At 44.8% G+C, this 20,130-nt stretch carries 21 protein-coding genes; 3 read left to right on the forward strand and 18 right to left on the reverse strand.

Annotated elements, in window-relative coordinates; translation table 11 throughout:
* Positions 1–14 precede the first annotated feature (14 nt).
* Together DUK53_RS04415 and DUK53_RS04420 are read right to left on the reverse strand one after the other, a co-directional pair.
* Positions 15–1,439 (reverse strand): MBOAT family O-acyltransferase, encoded by a 1,425-nt coding sequence (locus tag DUK53_RS04415; protein ID WP_036089337.1) that lies wholly within the window; start codon positions 1,437–1,439, stop codon positions 15–17.
* A 95-nt stretch (positions 1,440–1,534) separates the two neighbouring features.
* Positions 1,535–2,125 carry a LysE family transporter gene (locus DUK53_RS04420; protein WP_036132096.1) on the reverse strand — a complete coding sequence of 197 codons (591 nt, stop codon included), beginning with the start codon at positions 2,123–2,125 and terminating at the stop codon, positions 1,535–1,537.
* 116 nt (positions 2,126–2,241) lie between these two features.
* Between DUK53_RS04420 and DUK53_RS04425 the strand changes: the two genes are divergently transcribed.
* The gene (locus tag DUK53_RS04425; RefSeq protein WP_036089339.1) at positions 2,242–2,796 is read left to right on the forward strand and encodes a helix-turn-helix domain-containing protein; all 555 of its coding nucleotides are present in this window, start codon (positions 2,242–2,244) and stop codon (positions 2,794–2,796) included.
* 46 nt (positions 2,797–2,842) lie between these two features.
* Here the strand turns inward: DUK53_RS04425 and pgmB are convergent, their stop codons facing one another.
* The 10 genes from pgmB to DUK53_RS04475 all read right to left on the reverse strand — a co-directional run bounded on the left by pgmB (position 2,843) and on the right by DUK53_RS04475 (position 15,043).
* On the reverse strand, positions 2,843–3,502 hold the full coding sequence (pgmB, locus tag DUK53_RS04430) for a beta-phosphoglucomutase (protein WP_036089340.1): 660 nt from the start codon (positions 3,500–3,502) through the stop codon (positions 2,843–2,845).
* Positions 3,499–4,617, reverse strand: coding sequence for a glycerate kinase (locus DUK53_RS04435; RefSeq protein ID WP_059140663.1), 1,119 nt, complete (start codon positions 4,615–4,617; stop codon positions 3,499–3,501). The genes pgmB and DUK53_RS04435 overlap by 4 nt, the downstream gene beginning before the upstream one ends.
* Positions 4,618–4,638: 21 nt before the next feature.
* On the reverse strand, positions 4,639–6,822 hold the full coding sequence (locus DUK53_RS04440; RefSeq protein ID WP_373862718.1) for a glycoside hydrolase family 65 protein: 2,184 nt from the start codon (positions 6,820–6,822) through the stop codon (positions 4,639–4,641).
* A gap of 5 nt (positions 6,823–6,827) precedes the next feature.
* Positions 6,828–7,862 carry a Gfo/Idh/MocA family protein gene (locus DUK53_RS04445; protein ID WP_036132100.1) on the reverse strand — a complete coding sequence of 345 codons (1,035 nt, stop codon included), beginning with the start codon at positions 7,860–7,862 and terminating at the stop codon, positions 6,828–6,830.
* Between the two features lie 226 nt (positions 7,863–8,088).
* Entirely contained in the window at positions 8,089–8,880 is a 792-nt protein-coding gene (locus tag DUK53_RS04450; protein ID WP_036132101.1) for a sugar phosphate isomerase/epimerase family protein, read from the reverse strand.
* An 18-nt stretch (positions 8,881–8,898) separates the two neighbouring features.
* Positions 8,899–9,951 carry a zinc-dependent alcohol dehydrogenase gene (locus DUK53_RS04455; protein WP_036132103.1) on the reverse strand — a complete coding sequence of 351 codons (1,053 nt, stop codon included), beginning with the start codon at positions 9,949–9,951 and terminating at the stop codon, positions 8,899–8,901.
* Between the two features lie 363 nt (positions 9,952–10,314).
* Positions 10,315–11,166: a carbohydrate ABC transporter permease gene (locus DUK53_RS04460; protein WP_036132105.1), complete on the reverse strand. Its 852-nt coding sequence runs from the start codon at positions 11,164–11,166 to the stop codon at positions 10,315–10,317.
* Complete coding sequence (locus tag DUK53_RS04465) at positions 11,153–12,034, reverse strand: carbohydrate ABC transporter permease (protein ID WP_036060744.1); 882 nt, start codon at positions 12,032–12,034, stop codon at positions 11,153–11,155. Before DUK53_RS04465 ends, DUK53_RS04460 begins: the two co-directional genes overlap by 14 nt.
* Positions 12,035–12,049: 15 nt before the next feature.
* The gene (locus DUK53_RS04470; RefSeq protein ID WP_373862717.1) at positions 12,050–13,309 is read right to left on the reverse strand and encodes an ABC transporter substrate-binding protein; all 1,260 of its coding nucleotides are present in this window, start codon (positions 13,307–13,309) and stop codon (positions 12,050–12,052) included.
* A gap of 51 nt (positions 13,310–13,360) precedes the next feature.
* Positions 13,361–15,043, reverse strand: a complete 1,683-nt coding sequence (locus tag DUK53_RS04475; RefSeq protein WP_036089356.1) for an alpha-amylase family glycosyl hydrolase — start codon at positions 15,041–15,043, stop codon at positions 13,361–13,363.
* A gap of 230 nt (positions 15,044–15,273) precedes the next feature.
* Here DUK53_RS04475 and DUK53_RS04480 point away from each other — a divergent pair, with 230 nt between their 5' ends.
* Entirely contained in the window at positions 15,274–16,299 is a 1,026-nt protein-coding gene (locus tag DUK53_RS04480) for a LacI family DNA-binding transcriptional regulator (protein ID WP_036089359.1), read from the forward strand.
* Positions 16,300–16,341: 42 nt separating this feature from the next.
* Here DUK53_RS04480 and DUK53_RS04485 read toward each other — a convergent pair whose 3' ends face one another.
* The 5 genes from DUK53_RS04485 to DUK53_RS04505 all read right to left on the reverse strand — a co-directional run bounded on the left by DUK53_RS04485 (position 16,342) and on the right by DUK53_RS04505 (position 18,273).
* Positions 16,342–16,644 carry a type II toxin-antitoxin system RelE/ParE family toxin gene (locus tag DUK53_RS04485; RefSeq protein WP_077917789.1) on the reverse strand — a complete coding sequence of 101 codons (303 nt, stop codon included), beginning with the start codon at positions 16,642–16,644 and terminating at the stop codon, positions 16,342–16,344.
* A 45-nt stretch (positions 16,645–16,689) separates the two neighbouring features.
* Entirely contained in the window at positions 16,690–16,911 is a 222-nt protein-coding gene (locus DUK53_RS04490; RefSeq protein ID WP_036089361.1) for a hypothetical protein, read from the reverse strand.
* A 159-nt stretch (positions 16,912–17,070) separates the two neighbouring features.
* Positions 17,071–17,589, reverse strand: a complete 519-nt coding sequence (locus tag DUK53_RS04495; protein WP_036089364.1) for a GNAT family N-acetyltransferase — start codon at positions 17,587–17,589, stop codon at positions 17,071–17,073.
* A gap of 8 nt (positions 17,590–17,597) precedes the next feature.
* On the reverse strand, positions 17,598–17,777 hold the full coding sequence (locus DUK53_RS04500) for a type II toxin-antitoxin system Phd/YefM family antitoxin (RefSeq protein WP_077913905.1): 180 nt from the start codon (positions 17,775–17,777) through the stop codon (positions 17,598–17,600).
* A gap of 130 nt (positions 17,778–17,907) precedes the next feature.
* A complete protein-coding gene (locus DUK53_RS04505; protein WP_036089365.1) occupies positions 17,908–18,273 on the reverse strand; it encodes a VOC family protein in 366 nt (121 codons plus the stop codon).
* A gap of 159 nt (positions 18,274–18,432) precedes the next feature.
* Here DUK53_RS04505 and DUK53_RS04510 point away from each other — a divergent pair, with 159 nt between their 5' ends.
* Positions 18,433–18,990, forward strand: a complete 558-nt coding sequence (locus DUK53_RS04510; protein ID WP_036089367.1) for a DUF1269 domain-containing protein — start codon at positions 18,433–18,435, stop codon at positions 18,988–18,990.
* A 41-nt stretch (positions 18,991–19,031) separates the two neighbouring features.
* Here the strand turns inward: DUK53_RS04510 and DUK53_RS04515 are convergent, their stop codons facing one another.
* Complete coding sequence (locus DUK53_RS04515; protein ID WP_036089368.1) at positions 19,032–19,991, reverse strand: DNA polymerase beta superfamily protein; 960 nt, start codon at positions 19,989–19,991, stop codon at positions 19,032–19,034.
* Between the last annotated feature and the right edge of the window lie 139 nt (positions 19,992–20,130).

A 20,130-nucleotide genomic window follows, 5' to 3' on the forward strand; every position in this document is an offset into this window, starting at 1 on the left:
ATTCTCCTAACGTTTTAAAATCTGAAATAAATGAATGGATTGAATGTCGAGCCAACAACGAGCGCGACGGAATATACGAAAATGAAAGCTAGAACTGCAAGTGTCGCCACGTCTTTTGTCACGTGGAGTGCTCGATGGCTTTGCATGAACGTTAAGAGTTTGTCGCTCGCAAAGAAATTTTTCACAAGCGGTGTACATGCAATGATTGCCACAATTAGAACAATTGCATATTCATGCATATAATACGTTGCTCGTGCATCCCAGAACACACCGGAACCGAACATTGAGCCCAAATAACTCCAAATATCGCTTACATTGTCGATTCGGAATAGGAGCCAACCGAAGATGATGACGATTAAGGCATACACGTGTTGTAACGCCGCCGGAACTTTCAGCAAAGCTTTGCCCAAAAAGGCTTTTTCCAGCATGATGAACAGTCCGTAGTACGCGCCCCAAAGTAGGAAATTCCAACTCGCGCCGTGCCAAATCCCTGTCGCCAGCCATACAATCGCCAAATTTCGATAGACCTTAATTGGAGAAACACGATTCCCGCCAAGTGGAATGTAGAGGTAATCTTTGAACCACGTTCCAAGCGAAATATGCCATCTCCGCCAAAATTCTGATACCGATTTTGCAATATACGGGTAGTTAAAGTTCTCAAGGAATTTAAAGCCGAACATCCGACCAAGACCAATCGCCATGTCAGAGTAACCTGAGAAATCAAAAAAGATTTGGAGCGAATAGAAAATCAAGCCAATCCACGCCGTCCCAACCGATAAGCCGCCACCCTGACTTTGAAAAATCTGATCTGCGACAAGTCCGCAGTTGTTCGCGATAAACATCTTCTTCGCGAGGCCTATAATAAAGCGCTTTACTCCACTCGTGAACAAATTAATATCGACTTTTCGACTCTCGATCTGATCCGCAACCGTCTGATAGCGCACAATCGGCCCAGCAACAAGTTGAGGAAACAACGATATGTATAGCGCGATATTCAATGGATTCTTCTGCACACGCCCGTCACCGCGGTACACATCCATCACGTAACTTATCCCTTGGAACGTATAAAACGAAATTCCAAGTGGTAAAGCAATCGCTGTCCATTCAAAATTGGAACCAAAAAACGTCTCGATATTAAAGACAACAAAGTTCGCATATTTGAAAATTCCTAAAATCGCTAAGTTTCCGATAACCATCAATGTGATAACTAACTTGCCGTGCTTTCCTTCCCGCTTCGCCTTGTCCGCGAGCAGTCCGAACACGTAGTTAAGTAAAATCGAAAGTAGCATGACATAGATGAATTTCGGTTCTCCCCAAGCGTAAAAAAATAAGCTGGCTAACAGTAACATAATGTTTTTCAATTTTTTCGGCGTGATAAGATAAATAGCTAAAACAAGTGGTAAAAATACAAACAAAAACGTCGTAGTACTAAATAGCATGACTTTTCTCCCTTTTCTCTCGATTCTTGAAGTTTTTTGAATACTATATATCTTATTCATTTTACTACGAGTAAGGGTAAAAAACAATATACATTTTACAACAAAATCGATACCGCGCAATAGGCAAGCAAGAGCGCCATCACAATGTTCAGTCCACGCTTATGTTCTACAAATATTTTGCTGAAAACCGAGCCAAACATAGCCCAGCAACACGTGCCTGAAAAGCCGACAACGGTCAAAATCAATATGAACAGGGATACTTGCCATACGCCGCTAAAATACGGCAAAACAAGCGTTGAAAAGGTCGTAATTCCGTATAAAATCACCTTCACGTTTATGAATTGCATTACCATGCCTGTAAAAAAGCAATTTGGGTCTAATCGCACTTTTTTCGCGTCTGGATTCTTCGGTTTGTCTCGCAAAATCACCCAAGCTAGCCACAAAATGTACGCAGCCCCGACAAAACGCATAAATGGTTCAATAGTTGGGATAAAATCATATAATGCTGCGCTAAAAATCGCCGATGCTAGTACAATAACGAAAAAACCTGCCAAAACACCTAAACAGAACTTAAAACTCTTTTTAAAGCCGTCATTACTTGCATTTGACATCGCCATAATGTTATTTGGCCCTGGTGTGTAGGCTGTCAAAAATATATAGGATAAAAATGCTGCGATATTGAACATATTCTTTACCTTCCTCTCGTCGGATGATATAATACACAAAAAGGATACTATAACGTTTATACAGTATACGATACATTACGTGCGTTATATTGTCAACATGAAAGAAGGACAAATTTGTGGATAATATTAGTGCTGTCGTCTCAGAAAATCTAAAATTGGCTCGCCAGAAAAAACGCCTCAGCCTCGATGAACTAGCGAAACTCACTGGTGTCAGTAAGAGTATGCTTGGCCAAATCGAGCGCGGAGACGTCAATCCAACGATATCAACTTTATGGAAAATCGCGAATGGGTTGAAGGTTTCTTTTACAGAACTCGTGACAAAACCGAAGATTGATTATGAAGTGATTGATCGTAAAACGCGGGAACCGCTCATTGCTGATGACGGGAAATGTCGCAACTATCCGATGTTTACTTTTGACAGTGAACGCCGCTTTGAGACATACTATTTGGAGATTGATCCGGATGGAAGGTTGGAATCGACGCCTCATCCAGATGGTACGGAGGAGTTTATCACGGTTTTTTCTGGGGAGCTTGTGATTGCTACTAATGGGGAAGAGTTGAAGGCTAAAGATGGGGACTCGATTCGGTTCAAGGCGGATCAGGAACATGTGTATACGAATGCGAGCGCAGATGTTTGTAGGCTGAGCATGATTATTTACTACCCAAATTAGATAAAAAAGTAGCGTGAAGTTTGAATTTCACGCTACTTTTTTCATATTAAATCTGGAATACTTTTTGAATCATGGCAAGTGTTAATTTCGATGTGTCGCTGACTAATTCGTCTGTTCCAACGAGGCCAGTTCCGACGCCAATCGCTTTCATACCAGCGGATTTGATTGCTTCCACGCCGGCTTGGGCGTCCTCGATTCCGACCGCGTTTGCAGGCTCTACGCCAAGTCCAGCGGCTGCGACAAGGAAGATTTCTGGGTCTGGTTTCGAATGTGTGATTTTGGCTGCATCGGCAAGGTAGTCGAAACTATCCGTCAAGCCAAGCGCTGCCAGAACCATCGGCGCGTTTTTAGAAACGGAAGCCAAGGCGATTTTCAAGTTTGCCGCGCGAATCGCAGCTAGCAATGGCTTGATGCCAGGCAAGATATCCGCGGCAGACAAGTCTTTCAACAACTCCACGTAATGCGCGTTTTTCTTAGCCGCCAATTCCTCTTTTTGCTCCAGTGTGAAGTCTTTTTCGCGCCCACCTTTTGCCAGAATCAAGTCGAGCGAATCCATCCGACTAATCCCTTTTAGCGTCTCATTGAACGCCTCGTCGATCTCGATATCAATATCCGCCGCCAACTGTTTCCACGCTAAATAATGAAAGTGCGCGCTATCCGTAATCACACCATCCAAATCAAAAATAACTGCTTCTAACTGTTTCACCGTATTCTCCCCTTCAGCAGAACCGCCACATTTCGGGCTGTTCGTTCAATATTTTCACGCGTTTTAGGCAAAATTTCAGCAAGCGTCCCAGCCGTTGCAATCGTTGGAAACACCGCATCTATTTTTGGATAAACCGCTTCAATTCCATCTCCAATACTACCACAAATTCCTATCACCGTCGCGTTTTCAGGCGCGCAGTTCGCAACACCAATCGGCGCCTTGCCAAAGACCGTCTGACCGTCCATGCGACCCTCGCCAACCACGATAATATCAGCGTCCGCGCAAGCTTCTTCCATCTTCAACTCCCGCAAAACGAGCTCGATTCCCGGCTCAAATTTCGCACCTGTAAAGAGCATCAAACCAGCACCCATTCCGCCACCAGCACCACTTCCCGGCAACTCGCGCACATCCTGTTCAAAAATCGAATAAAAGCCTTGCATCGCGTTATCCATGCTCGCAATCTTGTCCTGTGCCAAGCCTTTTTGCGGTCCAAAAATAGCTGCAGCACCGTTCTCACCACATAACGGATTCTCCACGTCAGCCGCAATCCGTATCGTCGTTTCCGCCAATCGCGAATCGAGATCCGTCAGCGAAACCGAACTAATCGCGCTCAAATTCGCACCAATCGCCGGCACCGGTTCGCCACGCAAATTGTAGAATCGCGCGCCAAGTGCCGCCGCCATGCCAATTCCGCCGTCATGGGAAGCACTTCCACCGACGCCAATCACGATTTCCCGTACCTTCGCATCCAGCGCATGCTTGATCAACTCGCCGACACCCGCCGTGCTCACCATCAACGGATTGCGTTTTTCCAGAGGTACTAAATGCAATCCGCACGCTTCGGCCATCTCAATAAAAGCCCGCGTCCGATCCGCGCTAAACGCCATTTTCGCCGTCACAACTTCACCAAGCGGTCCCGTCACACGCACTTCCTCCATCACGCCACCAGACGCATCCGCCAGAATCTCGATCGTCCCTTCCCCGCCATCGCCCACAGGCAAAAGCTGATACTCCGCGTCTGGAAACACGTCAGCAAATCCCACTCGAATCGCCTCCGCAACCTCCTGCGCTGTTAAACTTTCCTTATATGAATCTGGGGCAATGACTATTTTCATGATCGCTCTTCCTTCCAAAATTTAAATTTCTAGTCCAGTCGTCATACAATGCTTCTCACCAAAAATGTGCATCTGAATTGGTGCCGTCGTGTCTTTTGTCACGCGAATTTTATCCGATTCCAGCTCGATTTCCAAACGTTCTCCGTGCCATACGAACGAAAATGCCAAGCGCTTCCATCCAGCCGGTAGTCGCGGATTCAAATGCAGTTCGCCATCCGCAATCGCCACACCGCCAAATCCGAATATCGCCGACAACCAAATCGCACCAAGCGACGCCGCATGCACACCTTCATCTGTCCCACCAGGAGCCGCCTCAAGATCAATTCGGCACGCTTCCTCGAAGAAACGATATGCCTTCTCCGGCTGGCCAACCCGATTTGCGACAATCGCATGAATCGCCTTACTAAGCGAAGAATCATGAATCGTGTGCTCCTCATAATAATCCAAATTCCGCGCCACAATTTCCTCCGAAAACAGATTCGGCATCAAATAAAGCAACATCACCACATCCGCCTGCTTCAAAATCTGCATCTCATTCACTTCCGCACGCGAATAATCCAGCAAAATCGCCTGAGATCCCTGCCGCGCCTTATATTCCGACAAATCAATTTCCGGTTTACCCAAAAACGTATCATCTTGCGGAATCAACTTCGACACATCCGGCTGCGGTAAATAAATTTTCCGTAAAAACGCCTCGCATAAATCATAAAACGCCGTATGTTTTTGGCCATATTTAGACATAAACCGCAACGTCTGGTACACATTTTCGTGCGCCAAATAATTCGTGTATGCATTATTATCCACATGTTCTGTATACTCGTCCGGACCGATTACATCTAATATAACATATTTTCCATCCTTTAATACAGCCCTACTTAACCAAAAACGCGCCGTTTCCTGCAAAATTTGCAAACCATCACGTTCCATAAACAGTTCATCTTGACTCGCTTCGTAATAATTGACCACAGCATGCGCCACATCCGCCACAATATGGTGTTCCGCAAGAGCCGACGCCACTTTTTGACGCTTCCCAGTGCGAACATTAATCGCAGCAAATTCAGGCGTCTCTTCCTCTCCACTAAACGCGCTCTCCCAAGGAAACAACGCCCCTTGATAGCCATTTTTCGCGGCCTTTTCACGTGCTTGCTCCAAATGAAGATAACGATAGCGCAACAACTTCCGCGCCTTTTCCGGATGATTATACAAATGAAACGGCGCAATAAAAATCTCCGTATCCCAGAACACATGCCCCTTGTAACCTTCACCCGTCAGCCCTTTCGCCCCAACGCTAAAACGCTCATCGTGAGCCGGTGTCATCGCTTCCAAATGATACGCCGCAAAATCCAACGCCAACTGATCAAACGCATTTTCCGACGTCACCTCCACCCGATAATCCTGCCAAAATTTCTGCCAAGAACCGCGCGATTCCGCCAAAGCTTCCTCATAACTCTTCGCCGCGCGTATTTCACCGAGTCCAAATTCCGCTGGGTTTTCCGTCTCCAAACTCGTCGCGATAACGCTTACCTTTTCCAGCGAAAACGGTTCATTCTCCGCCAACTTCTGGTTCACCGTCACGAGCAACTGCCGATTCTTCGCTGCAAAACTACCTGGCGCGCTAATCATCGACGTCACCGTCACATCCTGCCCACTTTGCGTCGTCACATAATCGCCCTGCATCCACGTTTCACTAAACACACGAAGCGATTTTTCCACCAAATGTTGCGTCCCAAAGTTCGTCTGCTGACCATCAATCCCCGTCCGAATCCGCACATCCGCGTCCCCCGAAAGGCTCGTAATCGCCACTTTCGCATACACCTTATGTAATTCCTTCTTACTTACAAAGCGTTTCAAACAAAGCCCGAACCGTTTCCCATTCGGATGCTGCCAAACTAATTCACGACACACTTCCCCTGTCGCCAAATCGAAAACTCGCTCAAAATCCTGCACTTCCCCGCTATGCATCGAGAAAATCACACCATCGATTTCGAACTCAAACCGCGTCACATCAGGCAAATTCACCAAATCCGAACTCACTTGCCCCTGCGCTTTATTATATATTCCCGCCACATACATGCCACGCGTTTGCTCCGGATAATCTTCCTCAAATCCCGCGCGGACGCCCATGTAGCCGTTCCCCGTCGTCATCAAACTCGCATACGTATCGAAATAATGCGGATCTATTCTACTCTCCCGTAATACACTGATTCTACTCATAAATATACACTCTCACCTTTTTCTGCTGATTCGTAAATCGCCTCAATCAAACGCTGAACCTGATAACCCTGCTCCCCGTCAGCCACCATAACTTCCGCACCAAGCACTCGGTCCACAAACGCCTGCATACTTTTTGCATGTCGCTCCTCGTCCGCCGTTTCCTTTTTCAAAATTGTGACCAATTCGCCAGCCCGATCCGTGTAAATCTCTGCTGGAAACAACGTCGCACCAGCCTCATCACCGAAAAATTCGACATTCAGCACAGCCTTCTCTTTCATCTGCAATACAAAAGACGTCTCCAACTGCAACAAGCCACCATTTTCAAACTCAATAAACGCAAAAACCGCGTCCTCTACATCGTATTTGGCAGGATCCCACGTTCCAAACGTACCTTCCGACTTCTTTGTCCCAATTTTTTGAAACATTTTGGCGGTCACTTTCTTGACCTTTGGAAAATCCAATACGTACATCGCCGCGTCCAACATGTGAATGCCGATATCGATCAGCGGACCTCCGCCTTGCAACGCCTTATTCGTGAACGAGCCCCAACCTGGAACGCCCGAACGACGCAACGCCTTCGCTTTCGTCATGTAAACCTCACCCAGCACACCGTCCGCATGAGCCTGCTTCACTTCACGCATATCCGTCGCAAACCGGTGATGAAAATCATACGCCAAAACAAGCCCCTGTTTCGCCGCCAAATCACGCATCTGCTGCGCCTCATTCGCCGTCATTGCAGGCGGTTTTTCACACATAACCGCAGCACCATGCGAAAGCGCCAACATCACATTATCAAAATGAAACCGATTCGGCGTACAAATACTCACCATATCCGGTTTTTCCGCCTCAAACATCGCCGACGCATCCACGTAACTACGCGCAAAGCCATTCTGTTCCGCAAAATCCCGTGCACGCCCTGCATCTGGATCCACGACCGCGACCAGTTCCAACTCCTGCGTCCGCGTTTTGTAATACGCCGCATGCACCTTCTCGGCCACTTGCCCCGCACCAATAATCGCCACTTTTTTCAACTCATGTTCCCCCTTGAAATACTGCCTCCAAAATCGGATTTTAGAGGAGTATCGTATTTCTGAATATAGAAAAACTACAATCTATGATTTACCGCCAAACCTCAGCGTGGCGACAAATGCTTAATTTCTAGGCAAAAGCGAGCACCAGCGCGGAGCGTACTATGGCACGTGAGCACTGGAGCGGAGCTTTTAACGACGAAAGTGAGCGTTTGTCGCCACGCTGAGTTTATCTACAATTCTTCAAATGTTCCAATGCATCACGATACGCTTTTTCCGGGTTATCCGCACGAACTCGGCATTCAAACGTCAAGAACCCGTCGTAGCCATCCGCCTTCAACTGGTCGAAATGCTTTTTAAAATCAAGCGATCCACTGCCCGGCTGATAGCGATGATTGTCCGCCACATGCACGTGCTCCACTAAATCACGATTCGCGTGAAGTGCCTCCGAAATCCCGTCTTCTTCAATATTCATATGATAAAAGTCCGCGATAATTTTCACATGTTTCAAGTTATTTTGCTCAATATAACGACGCGCATCGCCCAGCAAATTAATCATGTGATCCTGATAGCGATTCAGCGGCTCCAGAAAAATCGTCGTGCCAGTCTCTGCCGCAACCCCGTCCAAATAAACGAGCGACTCACTCACAGCTTTAAAATCTCCAGCTTCCGAACGCGGCGAAACCATTGGTGGCAAGCGATACGTGAACATTCCCCAAGCCGCAGGAACCACAATCCCTTTCCCGCCAACCTCTTGCAACGCCTCTAAAATTGCCTTTATTTCCTGCAAACCGCGCAAACGACGCTCTTCGATGAAATCACCGATCCAACCATCATAACCACCACACGCCGTCGAAACCGGAATCCCAGTCGCCGCAATCGCCGCTTTGACCTCCGCCACGTTTTCCACGAGCAGTTTTCCGTCGATTTCGAAACCTTCAAATCCCATTTCCTTCATATATTCGAATTTCTCCATGATACCCTCTGGAAAAAATGCCTGATTCTGCGTCCCAATTTTCATAACGTTTACCGTCTCCTTCTAAAGTTCGATTCCCATCTTAATACTCAAATCCGGATTCTGATCCACATACTTCATGTAAGCCTGCGCACTCTCATCCAAACTCACAATCGGATCAATCAAATCCTCACAATCCAGATACCCGTTCATCAAAAGTTCCCAACACGTTTCCTCGATTCGCTTCCGATTCCAACGCGGATAATCTGGATTCGGCTCACTCGACGCGCGTGCAAACACGATTTTGGCGTTATTAAAATGCGCTTCACGTCCCAAATTAAATCCATCCGGAAACGGCTTCGCGAACGCTACGTACGAAATAATTCCGCCATACGCAATCCCGCGTAACGCTGCTTCAAGCGCTTGAGAATTCCCACTCGTCTCAATAATCGAGTCCGCGCCAAGTTTGCCAGTCAGTTTTTTAACTTCAAATCCAACGTCCGTTCCAATCGGGTTAAAACAAGCATCCGCACCATGACGCATCGCAATTTCGCGACGATGTTCCAATGGATCGACACCAATCACGATACTCGCACCAGCCTTTTTCGCCAGCTGAATCGCAATTTGTCCAATCGCACCCAGCCCAACAACCACGACATAATCGCCCGCACGCACATGCGCCTCACGAACACCACTCATGGCAAACTGCGCCGGATCATAACAAACCGCATTTTTCCAACTAGCGCCCTCCGGCATTTTGCGCAATTTATAATTATCGACCGCCTTCACGATCACCGTCTCCATAATCGGCCCGTAAGAGCAAACCATGTCGCCAATCGCGTACTCCGTCACGTCCTCGCCAATCTCAACGATCTCGCCGACAACCATGTTCCCAAGCTGAAACTCACCGAACACGATCCCACGCGCCGAACCTTCCGGACGCGGCATAAACATATTCCATTCCTCGTTGAATTCCTCATCAATAAACGGGCTCACACCGCGAAAATCAACGACCTCCGTTCCATGTTTCGGCGACGCAAACTTCACCTGAATCCGAGCCTCATCCTTCGCCAGCTCCCGATCCACATACTCCACCAAATCCGCAACCCGCGGCTCCGTAGCAATCAACTTTCTCATTATCCAAACTTCCTTTCTAAATTCCAAATCCATTTCCTGTAAAATTTCATAAAACACAAAACATACTTGCGTACGTAAAACTAGAACAGCATTTTTAACAGTGCAGGTAAATCGTCCCTCACCCAGACATTCCTTCCAACACCAAGGCACTTTCGTGCCTCCAAACATGAGTCAGAGTGCCTAGAAGCTTTTAGCTTCTAGGCAAAAGTGAGTACCAGGTGCGGAGCGTACTTGCGTACGTTAACTGAAAACAGGGAGGGAGTATTATCCCCAACCATGTGAGAAGTTATGCGAAACTCCGTGTAGAAGAGCACTGGAACGGAACTTTTAACGACGAAGATGAATGCTTCTCGTCGCTCTGGCTTAGCCTTTGACGCCACCGTCGGTAAGATTTCCTTTGATGAAGCGTTCTGACAAAGCGTACATGATAACAACTGGTAGTGCTGTTACAAGGGACGCCGCCATCATTCGACCCCAAATATAATCTGGTGTACTGAACAGTGTGTTCAAACCAATCGGTAACGTGAATAACTCTGAATCCGACAAGAATATCGATGCAAACAGATAATCATTCCAAGCTACCATGAAGCAATACACGAACACCGAAACAATCCCTGAGATCGCCAATGGCACAATAATCCGCAAAATAATCTGCATCCGATTCAAACCATCCATCATCGCTGCTTCCTCGATATCCACTGGAATCGTATCAAAATAACTAATCAACATGAAAATCGCAGTCGGTAATGTCTGCACAACCATCGTAATAATCAACGCCGTTCTCGTGTCATACAAGCCAACACTCGAAATAATTTTAAACAACGGCACAATTAACAAAATTCCTGAAAACATGTAAACCGTATAAAAACTTGCGTTAATCGTTGTCCGCGCTCGGAAACGTAATTTTGACAATGCATACGCCCCAAGAATCCCTAAAACAACCGCAATTCCCGCTGCAACTAACGCAACGATAAAACTATTTTTAAAATACGTTAAAAATGGGAAGATATCTGGGTTGAAAATATCTAAATAATGCTGAAATGTCCATTCCTTTGGGAAAAACGTTGGCGTTGTTGAAATTGCCTCTTTTGGACTCTTAAATGACGTCATCATCATAATCAAGAATGGAAACAGCGTGAACAAGAGAAATAACACTAGACTCACATAAAAAACAATTTTCTTCGTCCGTTTTGATTTTTTACTACTTACCGCCATTTAAATTCACTCGCTTTCTTGTAACCATGATGACCACGAAAATGATGACAAATAGAATCACCGAAATCGCCGATGCTTTACCTAAATCGTTGAACGCAAAGGCTGTTTGATACAAGTAAACCCCAAGAATATTTACCTTGTTCGTCAGTAAGTATACGTCGGTAAACATGTAGAACATCCAAATTGCACGCAATGTCACAACCGTCGCCAAAACTGGCATGATCGCTGGTAATGTTACAATTTTGAATTTATCCCAAACGCTTGCCCCGTCCATTTCCGCTGCTTCATAAAGCGACTTATCTACCGTTTGCAGAATCGCTAAAAACGAAATGAAGGCATACGGGAAATAGCGCCAAATCGCGAATAACACGACTAAAATGAAACTTGAAACGGGATTATCAAACCATAGCGGCGCGTCTTTCCAAAGGTGCAGAATATCGCCACCAACATAATTGATCACACCGTAACTATTGTTGAACATGTATTTCCAAGCAAAAATCAGTGAAATCGACGGCGTTACGTATGACAAAATGATAAGTGAACGCGCCGTTTTCCGGAATCTGAACTCCCGGTTGAAGAAAATCGCAACCAGAAGCCCCATTCCTGTACTACCAACAACTACTAGAATCGTGTAACCAAACGTTAAAGCCAATGACTTATAAAATTCGGCATCCGTTAAAATATCAATATAGTTTTGCAAACCGATAAATGTTGAATCCAAATTCGGATTGAGCGGTAACTCTAAAAAGCTAATTTGAATGTTTGAAATCATCGGATATGCCACTAACACAAGTAATAAGAGGATACTAGGCGACAGCAAGGCCAGCGCCATTTTTGCATCCGAGCGTTTATATGCTTTTGTTTTCATAGTGCCTCCTTATTCTTAGTTATTGGATTCGGCTGTGCTCTGCGCTTTTTCAAGCTCCGACTCGACATCCTTGCCGCCAACCGTCACGTTATTCACCATTTTCGCGATAACGCCTGAACTTGTGATATCGCCCATTTTGGTGAAGTTTTTACCGTCAACTAAGCCGAAAATTTGAATATCATCGAACGATTTCGCGATTTCCTCAGACAACGCGCCAAACGATTTTACGACTTCATTGTTTTTGTACGCTTCGTTCTCGATAACGCCTTTATTTACCGGTTGTGCGCCACCTGGAGACATTAATACCCATTTCGTTTGGTTCTCAGGTTGTGACAGGAACTCCACGAATTTTTTACCTGCATCTTTTTGTGCATCATCCAAGCCGTCAGAAAGCGCTAACGCCGAAACCGTTCCGTACACTGCTTTTTCCTTTTCTTCCGGAATGATAAATCCGACATTACTTGGGTCGCCATCCGTGAATACCGCCGGCAAAATGTACGTCGAATACATCGCCATTGGAGCCGTACCATTCATGAACGCATCCTTGATTTCCGTTACATCATTCGATCCAGGCATCGTGTATTTCGCCAACTCTTGATAGAATGTCAACGCTTGTTTCATTTCCTTCGTATCAATCGTAATGTTGCCCTTCGCATCTAAAACGTTCGCCTCATTGGAAAGCGCAAACTGAGAAAATGCTTGCTCCGCCATCGCGCCTTCTGCTGTAGGGATCGCAATACCGTATTTCTTATTTGCTTTATTCGTAAAATGCTTCGCAATTGTCAAAATGTCATTCCAATTCTTCGGCTCCTCGAAATTCGCCGCAGCTAAAGCCTTCTTGTCGTACCAAATACCTTGCACCCAGCCCGTAAGCGGAACGCCGATATAACTTTTGCCATCCTCAGAACGCACCAAGTTCAACGCACCTTCATAATAACTATCCTCGCCAACCTCTTTAATCACGTCTTTAATCGCCGCTTGATCGATCAACTTATCTTTATCCATTACTTTCGCAAAATCTTGACTTACTTCCAAAACTGCCGGCAACTTACCAGATCGTGCCAACGTTACAACTTTTGTGTTAAACGCATCTTCCTCTACTGGCACTTGCTTCACTTTAATGTTCGGGTTTTCCTTTTCAAATTTCGCAACTAATTCTTTAATAACGTCCAAACGTTCCTTTTCAACCGAAGAATGCATGAATTCAATCGTCACTTCTTTGTCATCCGCACTTCCCGATGAACCGCCACACGCCGCCAAAATTGCACTCAACATTAACACAACAACAAGTAAAATCGAACCTCTCTTTTTCACCTTAAAACCCTCCTAGTTTTTGTTTGTTAGCCAACGGAATTCATAAGGAGCAAGAACAATTGGAGCGCTCCCAGAAATCGGCTGATCTTTTAAAATATCCCAGTTCGCAGCGACATCACACGATATCGGCTGATCAGACAAATTATGCAACACCAAAATACTGTTCCCTGAAGCATCCACACGCCTAATCGCAAAAATTTCTTTCCCTAAATCCACGACTTCCATCGGTACATTGGGATGGAATAAAGCTTGCGTTTTGCGAACTTGGATCATGTCTTTAATCCCTTCAAAAGTACGATGCATCAACGTTTTATCGTCCGCGAGCCCCGTTTCAATCTCCGAAATCGGGTATTTTTTGCGGTTGATCGAGCGATTATGCCCCGTTTGTGCGACACCATCCACATCATTTCGCGCGCCTAAAATACTTTGCACGTAAACCGCTGGAACACCTGGAATCGTCAGCAATATCGAATGCGCCAACAAGAACCGCTGTAAACGTGTATCATCGTTGTCCGCCAAGCGATTCAGCGCATCCATATACGTCACATTAATCTCATACGGACTCTGCGTTCCATCTGGATTTTGCTTATACGAAACAAGCGCACCTTCCTTTTCCAAATCCGCTACCAGAGCCAAAATCTCCTCCTCCGGCAAAATTCCACGAATCGGATTCAAGCCAATACCATCATGCGAAGCGAGGAAATTGAAAAACGTAGCATCCTCACCCGGCAACTCCAAATCACGCGCCCAGCCTGACAAAGCCTGCCCATCACCCCTATGTATCGCCTGCAAAACAAGTGGCGGCAACGGGAACTGATACACCATATGCGCCTCATCCTGGCCATTTCCAAAATACGTAATATTGTCTTTATGCGGCACGTTTGTCTCCGTAATCATCACCGTTCCAGGAGCAATCTCATCCAAAATACCACGGAACAACTTCACAATCTCATGCGTTTTTTCCAAGTGAATACAAGACGTCCCCGGCTCTTTCCACATGAAACCGACCGCATCCAACCGAATATACTCCGCACCTTCCTCCAAATAAAACGCCAAAACATCAATCATTTTCAGCAACACATTCGGATTTCTAAAATTCAAATCAATCTGATCCGCGCTAAACGTCGTCCAAATATGCTTTTTCGTACCATCCGCCATCTCAAACTCTGTCAAAACCGGCGTCGCACGCGGCCTAGTCACGGCCGTCAAATCCGTCTCTTTCGGCAACGAAACAAAGAAATCATCATATGCCGCATCCTGATTCAGAAACCCTTGAAACCAGTCACTTTTCGCCGACATATGATTACAAACATAATCAAACATCAATCGCGTCGATTGCGTCAAATCCCCAACATTCCGCCAATCACCAAGCTTTGGATTCACCATTTTATAATCAATAACCGAAAAACCATCATCCGAAGAATACGGATAAAATGGCAAAATATGAACCACCTCAAACATCTCATCCAAGTATCTATCATACATCTTCTTAAGCGTCGTCAGTGTAGGCTGATCCTTTTCCCAAAACTGATCACCATATGTAATCATTACCACATCTTCTTGATCCCAGCCTGACTTCCGTTGCTTCAACTTTTTCGTTCGCGCTTCTTCTATTCGCTCTCTAATCGCCTTCTCTAGAGATGTAGCGCTTTCACTGCCATATATATTTTCCAATCGTCCTAAAAGAATATCCATTTCTACCTCCTTTTATGGTACCGCTCCCACAAAAAGAGTATATTACAGAAAGCGCTTTCTGTCAATGCTATTTTTCACATTCTCCTAAAAAATATTCTCTAACACTATGTTATCAGTCATTTCATTTCTCATTGGACATCTTTACCACAATTGAGTAGAATAGATAGCATAGATATATAAAAAGATGGGAACGGTCTCATCAAGATAGAAACAAGGAGGAAACAACTACAATGGGAGCCACAATTTACGACATAGCACGCCACGCTGGAGTCTCGAAATCTACCGTTTCGCGCGTACTAAACAATCAATCAAACATTTCCGCCGACTCCAAAAAGCGCGTTCTCACAGCCATTGAAGAACTGCAATATAAGCCAAGTAAACTCGCACGCGCACTGACAAATTCAGGATTCGACGCGATTATGGTCATCTCAAACCGGCCAACCAAGACCACGGCAGGAAATCCGTTTTTCTCAGAAATCATCCATTCCATCTCGGCCATTGCAGAAGATCAGAATTTCGACTTAATTCTGCAAACATCTCGCAATACCGACGATGAACTCGATAAATGCATTGCCAAAATCAAAGAAAAAATGATCAAAGGAATTATCATGCTAAGCTCACCCGCCGACGAATCCTTTTTCGAAAAACTCGATCCATTCAACATCCCCATCGTCGTGACTGGGAAAATCGATGGCAACTACACCAACGTTTACTCCGTAGATACAGACAATTTCAAAGACTCCTACGAACTAACAAACCTACTCATCAAAAATGGGCATAAAAACATCGCTTGCCTACACGCACCACTGAACCATCACGTCTCCATCGACCGACTTGCCGGCTACCGCAGTTGCCTATTTGATCACAACCTAGACATTCGTCGCGACTGGATTTTAGATAGCGGATACACAGCCGAAGATGCCTACAACGCGGCGCACCAGCTACTATCACACCCTGACCGCCCCACCGCCATTTTTGCCACAGACGATTTAAAAGTACTCAGCATTTATAAAGTAGCCTCGGAGCACAACCTACAAATACCGCATGACCTTTCCATCGTCGGCTACAATGACCGCGTAGTCTCTAGCTTCCTATCTCCACCACTGACCGCCATCGACATCCCCACTAAGCGATTAGGAAAAGCTGCCACCGAGTTACTTTTCAACTTAATCCAGCAAAATGGTACCCCAATCAAGAACATGATTATCGAAACCAAACTCATAAATGGAGCATCAATCAGCCATTTAAACGCATAAAAAAATCTGGAGAGAGCTTGTCACCGACTCTTTCCAGATTTTTTATGCTTCATATGTTGGCGTGGCATCCTTAATAATCACCGTATAATCGGATAGTCCAGACAAAATCCGATGCACTTCAATGAGCTGTTGCTCTTCATGATATACATAAAAAACGGTATACCTATCAAAGCTCAGTTTACGATAGGGTTTAGAAAGGTACTTCTCACTATCGTATAGGCTACCCATTTTAGGAAATGCAGCCAAATTCACAAACAACTGCTCCACGCCCTTGCTAAAATTCTCCTCCGCTTGCGACTGATACAAATCTTCTAACAAATAAAGTGAGATGCTTTCATAATCGATGCTAGATGCCTAGAAAGGCTAATCTTCACGCTATCACCCATACGCCTATTCCCACTCAGCAGCAGATTCTGCGCGTACGCGTTCTGTCAAAATCGCTACATGACTCTTCACTTCTTCCCAAGTGCTTGTACGCCCAGTTACGAAGTCTTGTTCTGCCTGAATTAGTTTCTCATGAACCATTTCATCCGTTGAAGCTACCCATGTCTGTTCATATGCAAATTTTGTGGCTGTTTCATTTACAAAGCTATCTTCCATGCTCGCTGTCATCTTCTGCACCTCCGTCTTTTATCTTTCTATTATAACACATATCGAAATCTTTTCCTATTCATTCATTCGTTTTGTGTCAAATTCGTTTTTTGCATAGGCTTTAAGCTTTTTTAACCTATACAAAAAGATACTTTAGCCTTCAAAGTATCTTTTTGCCATCTATATATTACGAACCATCACATGGACAGTATGCTCTTTTTCACCGTAAGTTTGTCTTTTTTCTTCCTGTTTCTCAAAGCCAAGGTGAGACCAAAAACCAATAGCCTCTTTATTCTCCTCAAGAACACCAATTCGCAATGAATCCGCGCTCCCATCCGACGCCCAATCCTTAATAACTTGATAAAGCACTTTCCCAAATCCGCTGCTACGCTCTTCAGGTATCAACATTAACAGTCCAATAATCCACTGTCCTTTGCGTGGAAAATCCGCCACTACATCAATCAGCCCAATCGGTTTATCCGCTTCATCAAGTACTGCCATCACAAACTTATCTAACTTTGTCTTGCCCTTCGGTATCTCCGTAATAATATCCCGCGCATTCTCCTTGGTCGCTGCCACCCCTTGCTCTATCAAGAAATAATCCTCACATTTCGCACAAACTTCCTCAGCCAAAGCCACATCTTTCTCCGTCAAAAATTTCACATGATAATTCCGCTTCTTCTCCAAATATCTCACCATTCCCCTGTTTATTTCGTAACCGCACGCGTCTCATATTGACACATTTCTTCATACGTTTCGATACTCATCACTACCATATCTCCATGCCCATTCTTCGTCAAAAAAATAGGTTCACTACGTTCGTGGACAATCTTGGAAATATCAGTAAAATTATTTCTCAAATCAGAAACCGGTCTAATTTCAGGCATCTCCTTGCCCTCCTCTTATCATAATATTATCATTATTATATCATAATTATGATATAATGGCTAGTAAAAAACCGATTTTAAGCAAAGAAAATAGCCAGTCCTAAAACCAGCCATTTCCCAATAAATTCAATTAATAGGCGCCTTCCAGAATCAAAATACTGTTTCCCTCTGGATCAGCACATCGCAACTCTTTTCCTCCCCAATCTGCCAAAAATGGTGGTTGAATAGCTACACCATTAAATTTCAATGTCTCATATGTCTTATCCAAATCCGCCGATCGAAAAACAAATTCCGTAGGTCCGTGCGTTGCCACATCCCCACTCGCCTTATCCCAAACAATAATCCCAGGATCATGCCTCGAAAAAGCCAATTTAGCCCCAACATGATTGCCATGTCCCTCAAACATCAGTGGCACACCCAACTGTTCCTTATAAAAACGTACAAATGCTTCTGGATTACTAACCGCAATATTAATTCCTTCTAAGCCTTCAATCATCGCATTTCCTCCATCCTTCATTTCCTATTATTTATTTCCCTAACTACCCAACACAAAACTAAAACAGTTAACATTTTGTTTTCCCGCACATAACGAGTATACTGAAATGGAGGCACAACTTGCCGATATTTTATAGAAAATTTTAGGAGGCTATTCGACATGAGCAAGCAAATAAATAAAACCGTACTCATCATGAACTTCGAAACAGAAAGCAAGTCCTATCAAGCATTTTCAGAAATCAAAACCCTTCATACAGAAAGAAAAATTCGCGGTGAGCAAATGGCGGTTGTTGAACACGACCACAATCATAAAATAAACGCCAAAGATTTCCTAGATTTCACAGGCGGTGACAAGAATATGAAAGGCAGCCTAATCGGTATGCTAGTAGGTATTTTAGGCGGTCCACTAGGCGTTCTTCTTGGTTGGATGACCGGCGCAATTATTGGCTCTTCACAAGATGCTAAAGAAATTCGCGATGCCATGAACGTTTTCGAAAAGACATTGGAAACCATTCCTGAAGACCAAACCGGCGTTATCCTTATCGCCGAAGAAGAGCACAACGAATACATCAACGAATTAGTAAACAACAAACTCGGCGGCCGCGTTGTTCGTATGGACGCAAACCTTGTTGCTCGTGAAATAAACCAAGCACAACAAGCAGAAAACGATGCTAAGAAAAGTGCTAAAAAAGGCTGGTTCAACAAAAAAGAAGACTAATATGAAACTCCAATCCTAGCATAGCGTTTATGCTAGGATTTCTATCTATACAACGAAATCAGCAGTTCCTCCACCTGAATCATATCCACCTGCTCAGGAAGATCTGTCTCTCTAGCCGCCCGTTCAAACTCCTTCTGTAAAACAGCAACCTGCTCAAAAATTTCCTCAAACGATATCTCCCCATTTCGAATCGCCATCAACAGTTCATGCTCTATCCGTCGCTTCGTTATAATCCCTTTTCCCTCTAGAATATCTCGCCCTGTCACCAACATTCTAACCAAATGCATCGCGTGCTTATATAGTCTTGGTAAATCTTTCGGATGTTCCGTTGTCCCGAGCTTCCCATACGTACGCATCGTTCCCTGCATTTCCCCGTAAATCCCAACAAAATCCCGTAACGGATACCCTCGTAGCCTTGCATCCATCACAATCTCAGCATTCTCCATCCTCAGCACCAAACCATTATCCCCTAAATCTGCATACTTCCCCTCAAAATGCTTCATTTGTCTCTGCAATGTTTCCAATACATGCTGCTCCTGCACAGCTTGCGATGCCTCATTTCGAACCAAAGCATTCTGCAATCGTTTTAGTTGTGCGTTCGCGTAATTCCCAAACGTCTGCTCCACACGCTTCGATAAAAATAAATCCACGTTATCTCGCACTACCCTACCAGCCTCTGAGCAAATAACGATCTCATCCTCATCTACACCAAGCAATTCCAGCACATTCGGATTTCCCTGTGCGCACAACTTCATAAACTTTTGCGCCCCGAAAATCACCGTATCCGTCTCCTTTTCCTCAAACTGCTCAAACGTATTCAACCCGAACAAATACCGTTTATCTTCTATCAAAAAGCCACGTAAATCCAAATCACTCGTCTCGATATTCGTCCCGTAACCATGCGAACCGCTGGCAACCAGATAAGCAATCCCTCTCAAATCTCTATTATCCCTTAAAAAATCATACGCAGATGTCTCTATAACAGCATCATACTTCGTCATTTCAAATCAACTCTTCCCACTCTGATATTTACTACTAGTATACCAAAAACTGCTCCCCAAAAAATAATTTCTCTCCCCAATCAAAATATCTTGACTTTACATACGAATCGGGGTATTTTAAGTATAACCAATTCCTACT

It is taken from the genome of Listeria sp. SHR_NRA_18, assembly GCF_003856515.1.
Taxonomy (GTDB): Bacteria; Bacillota; Bacilli; order Lactobacillales; family Listeriaceae; genus Listeria_A; species Listeria_A newyorkensis.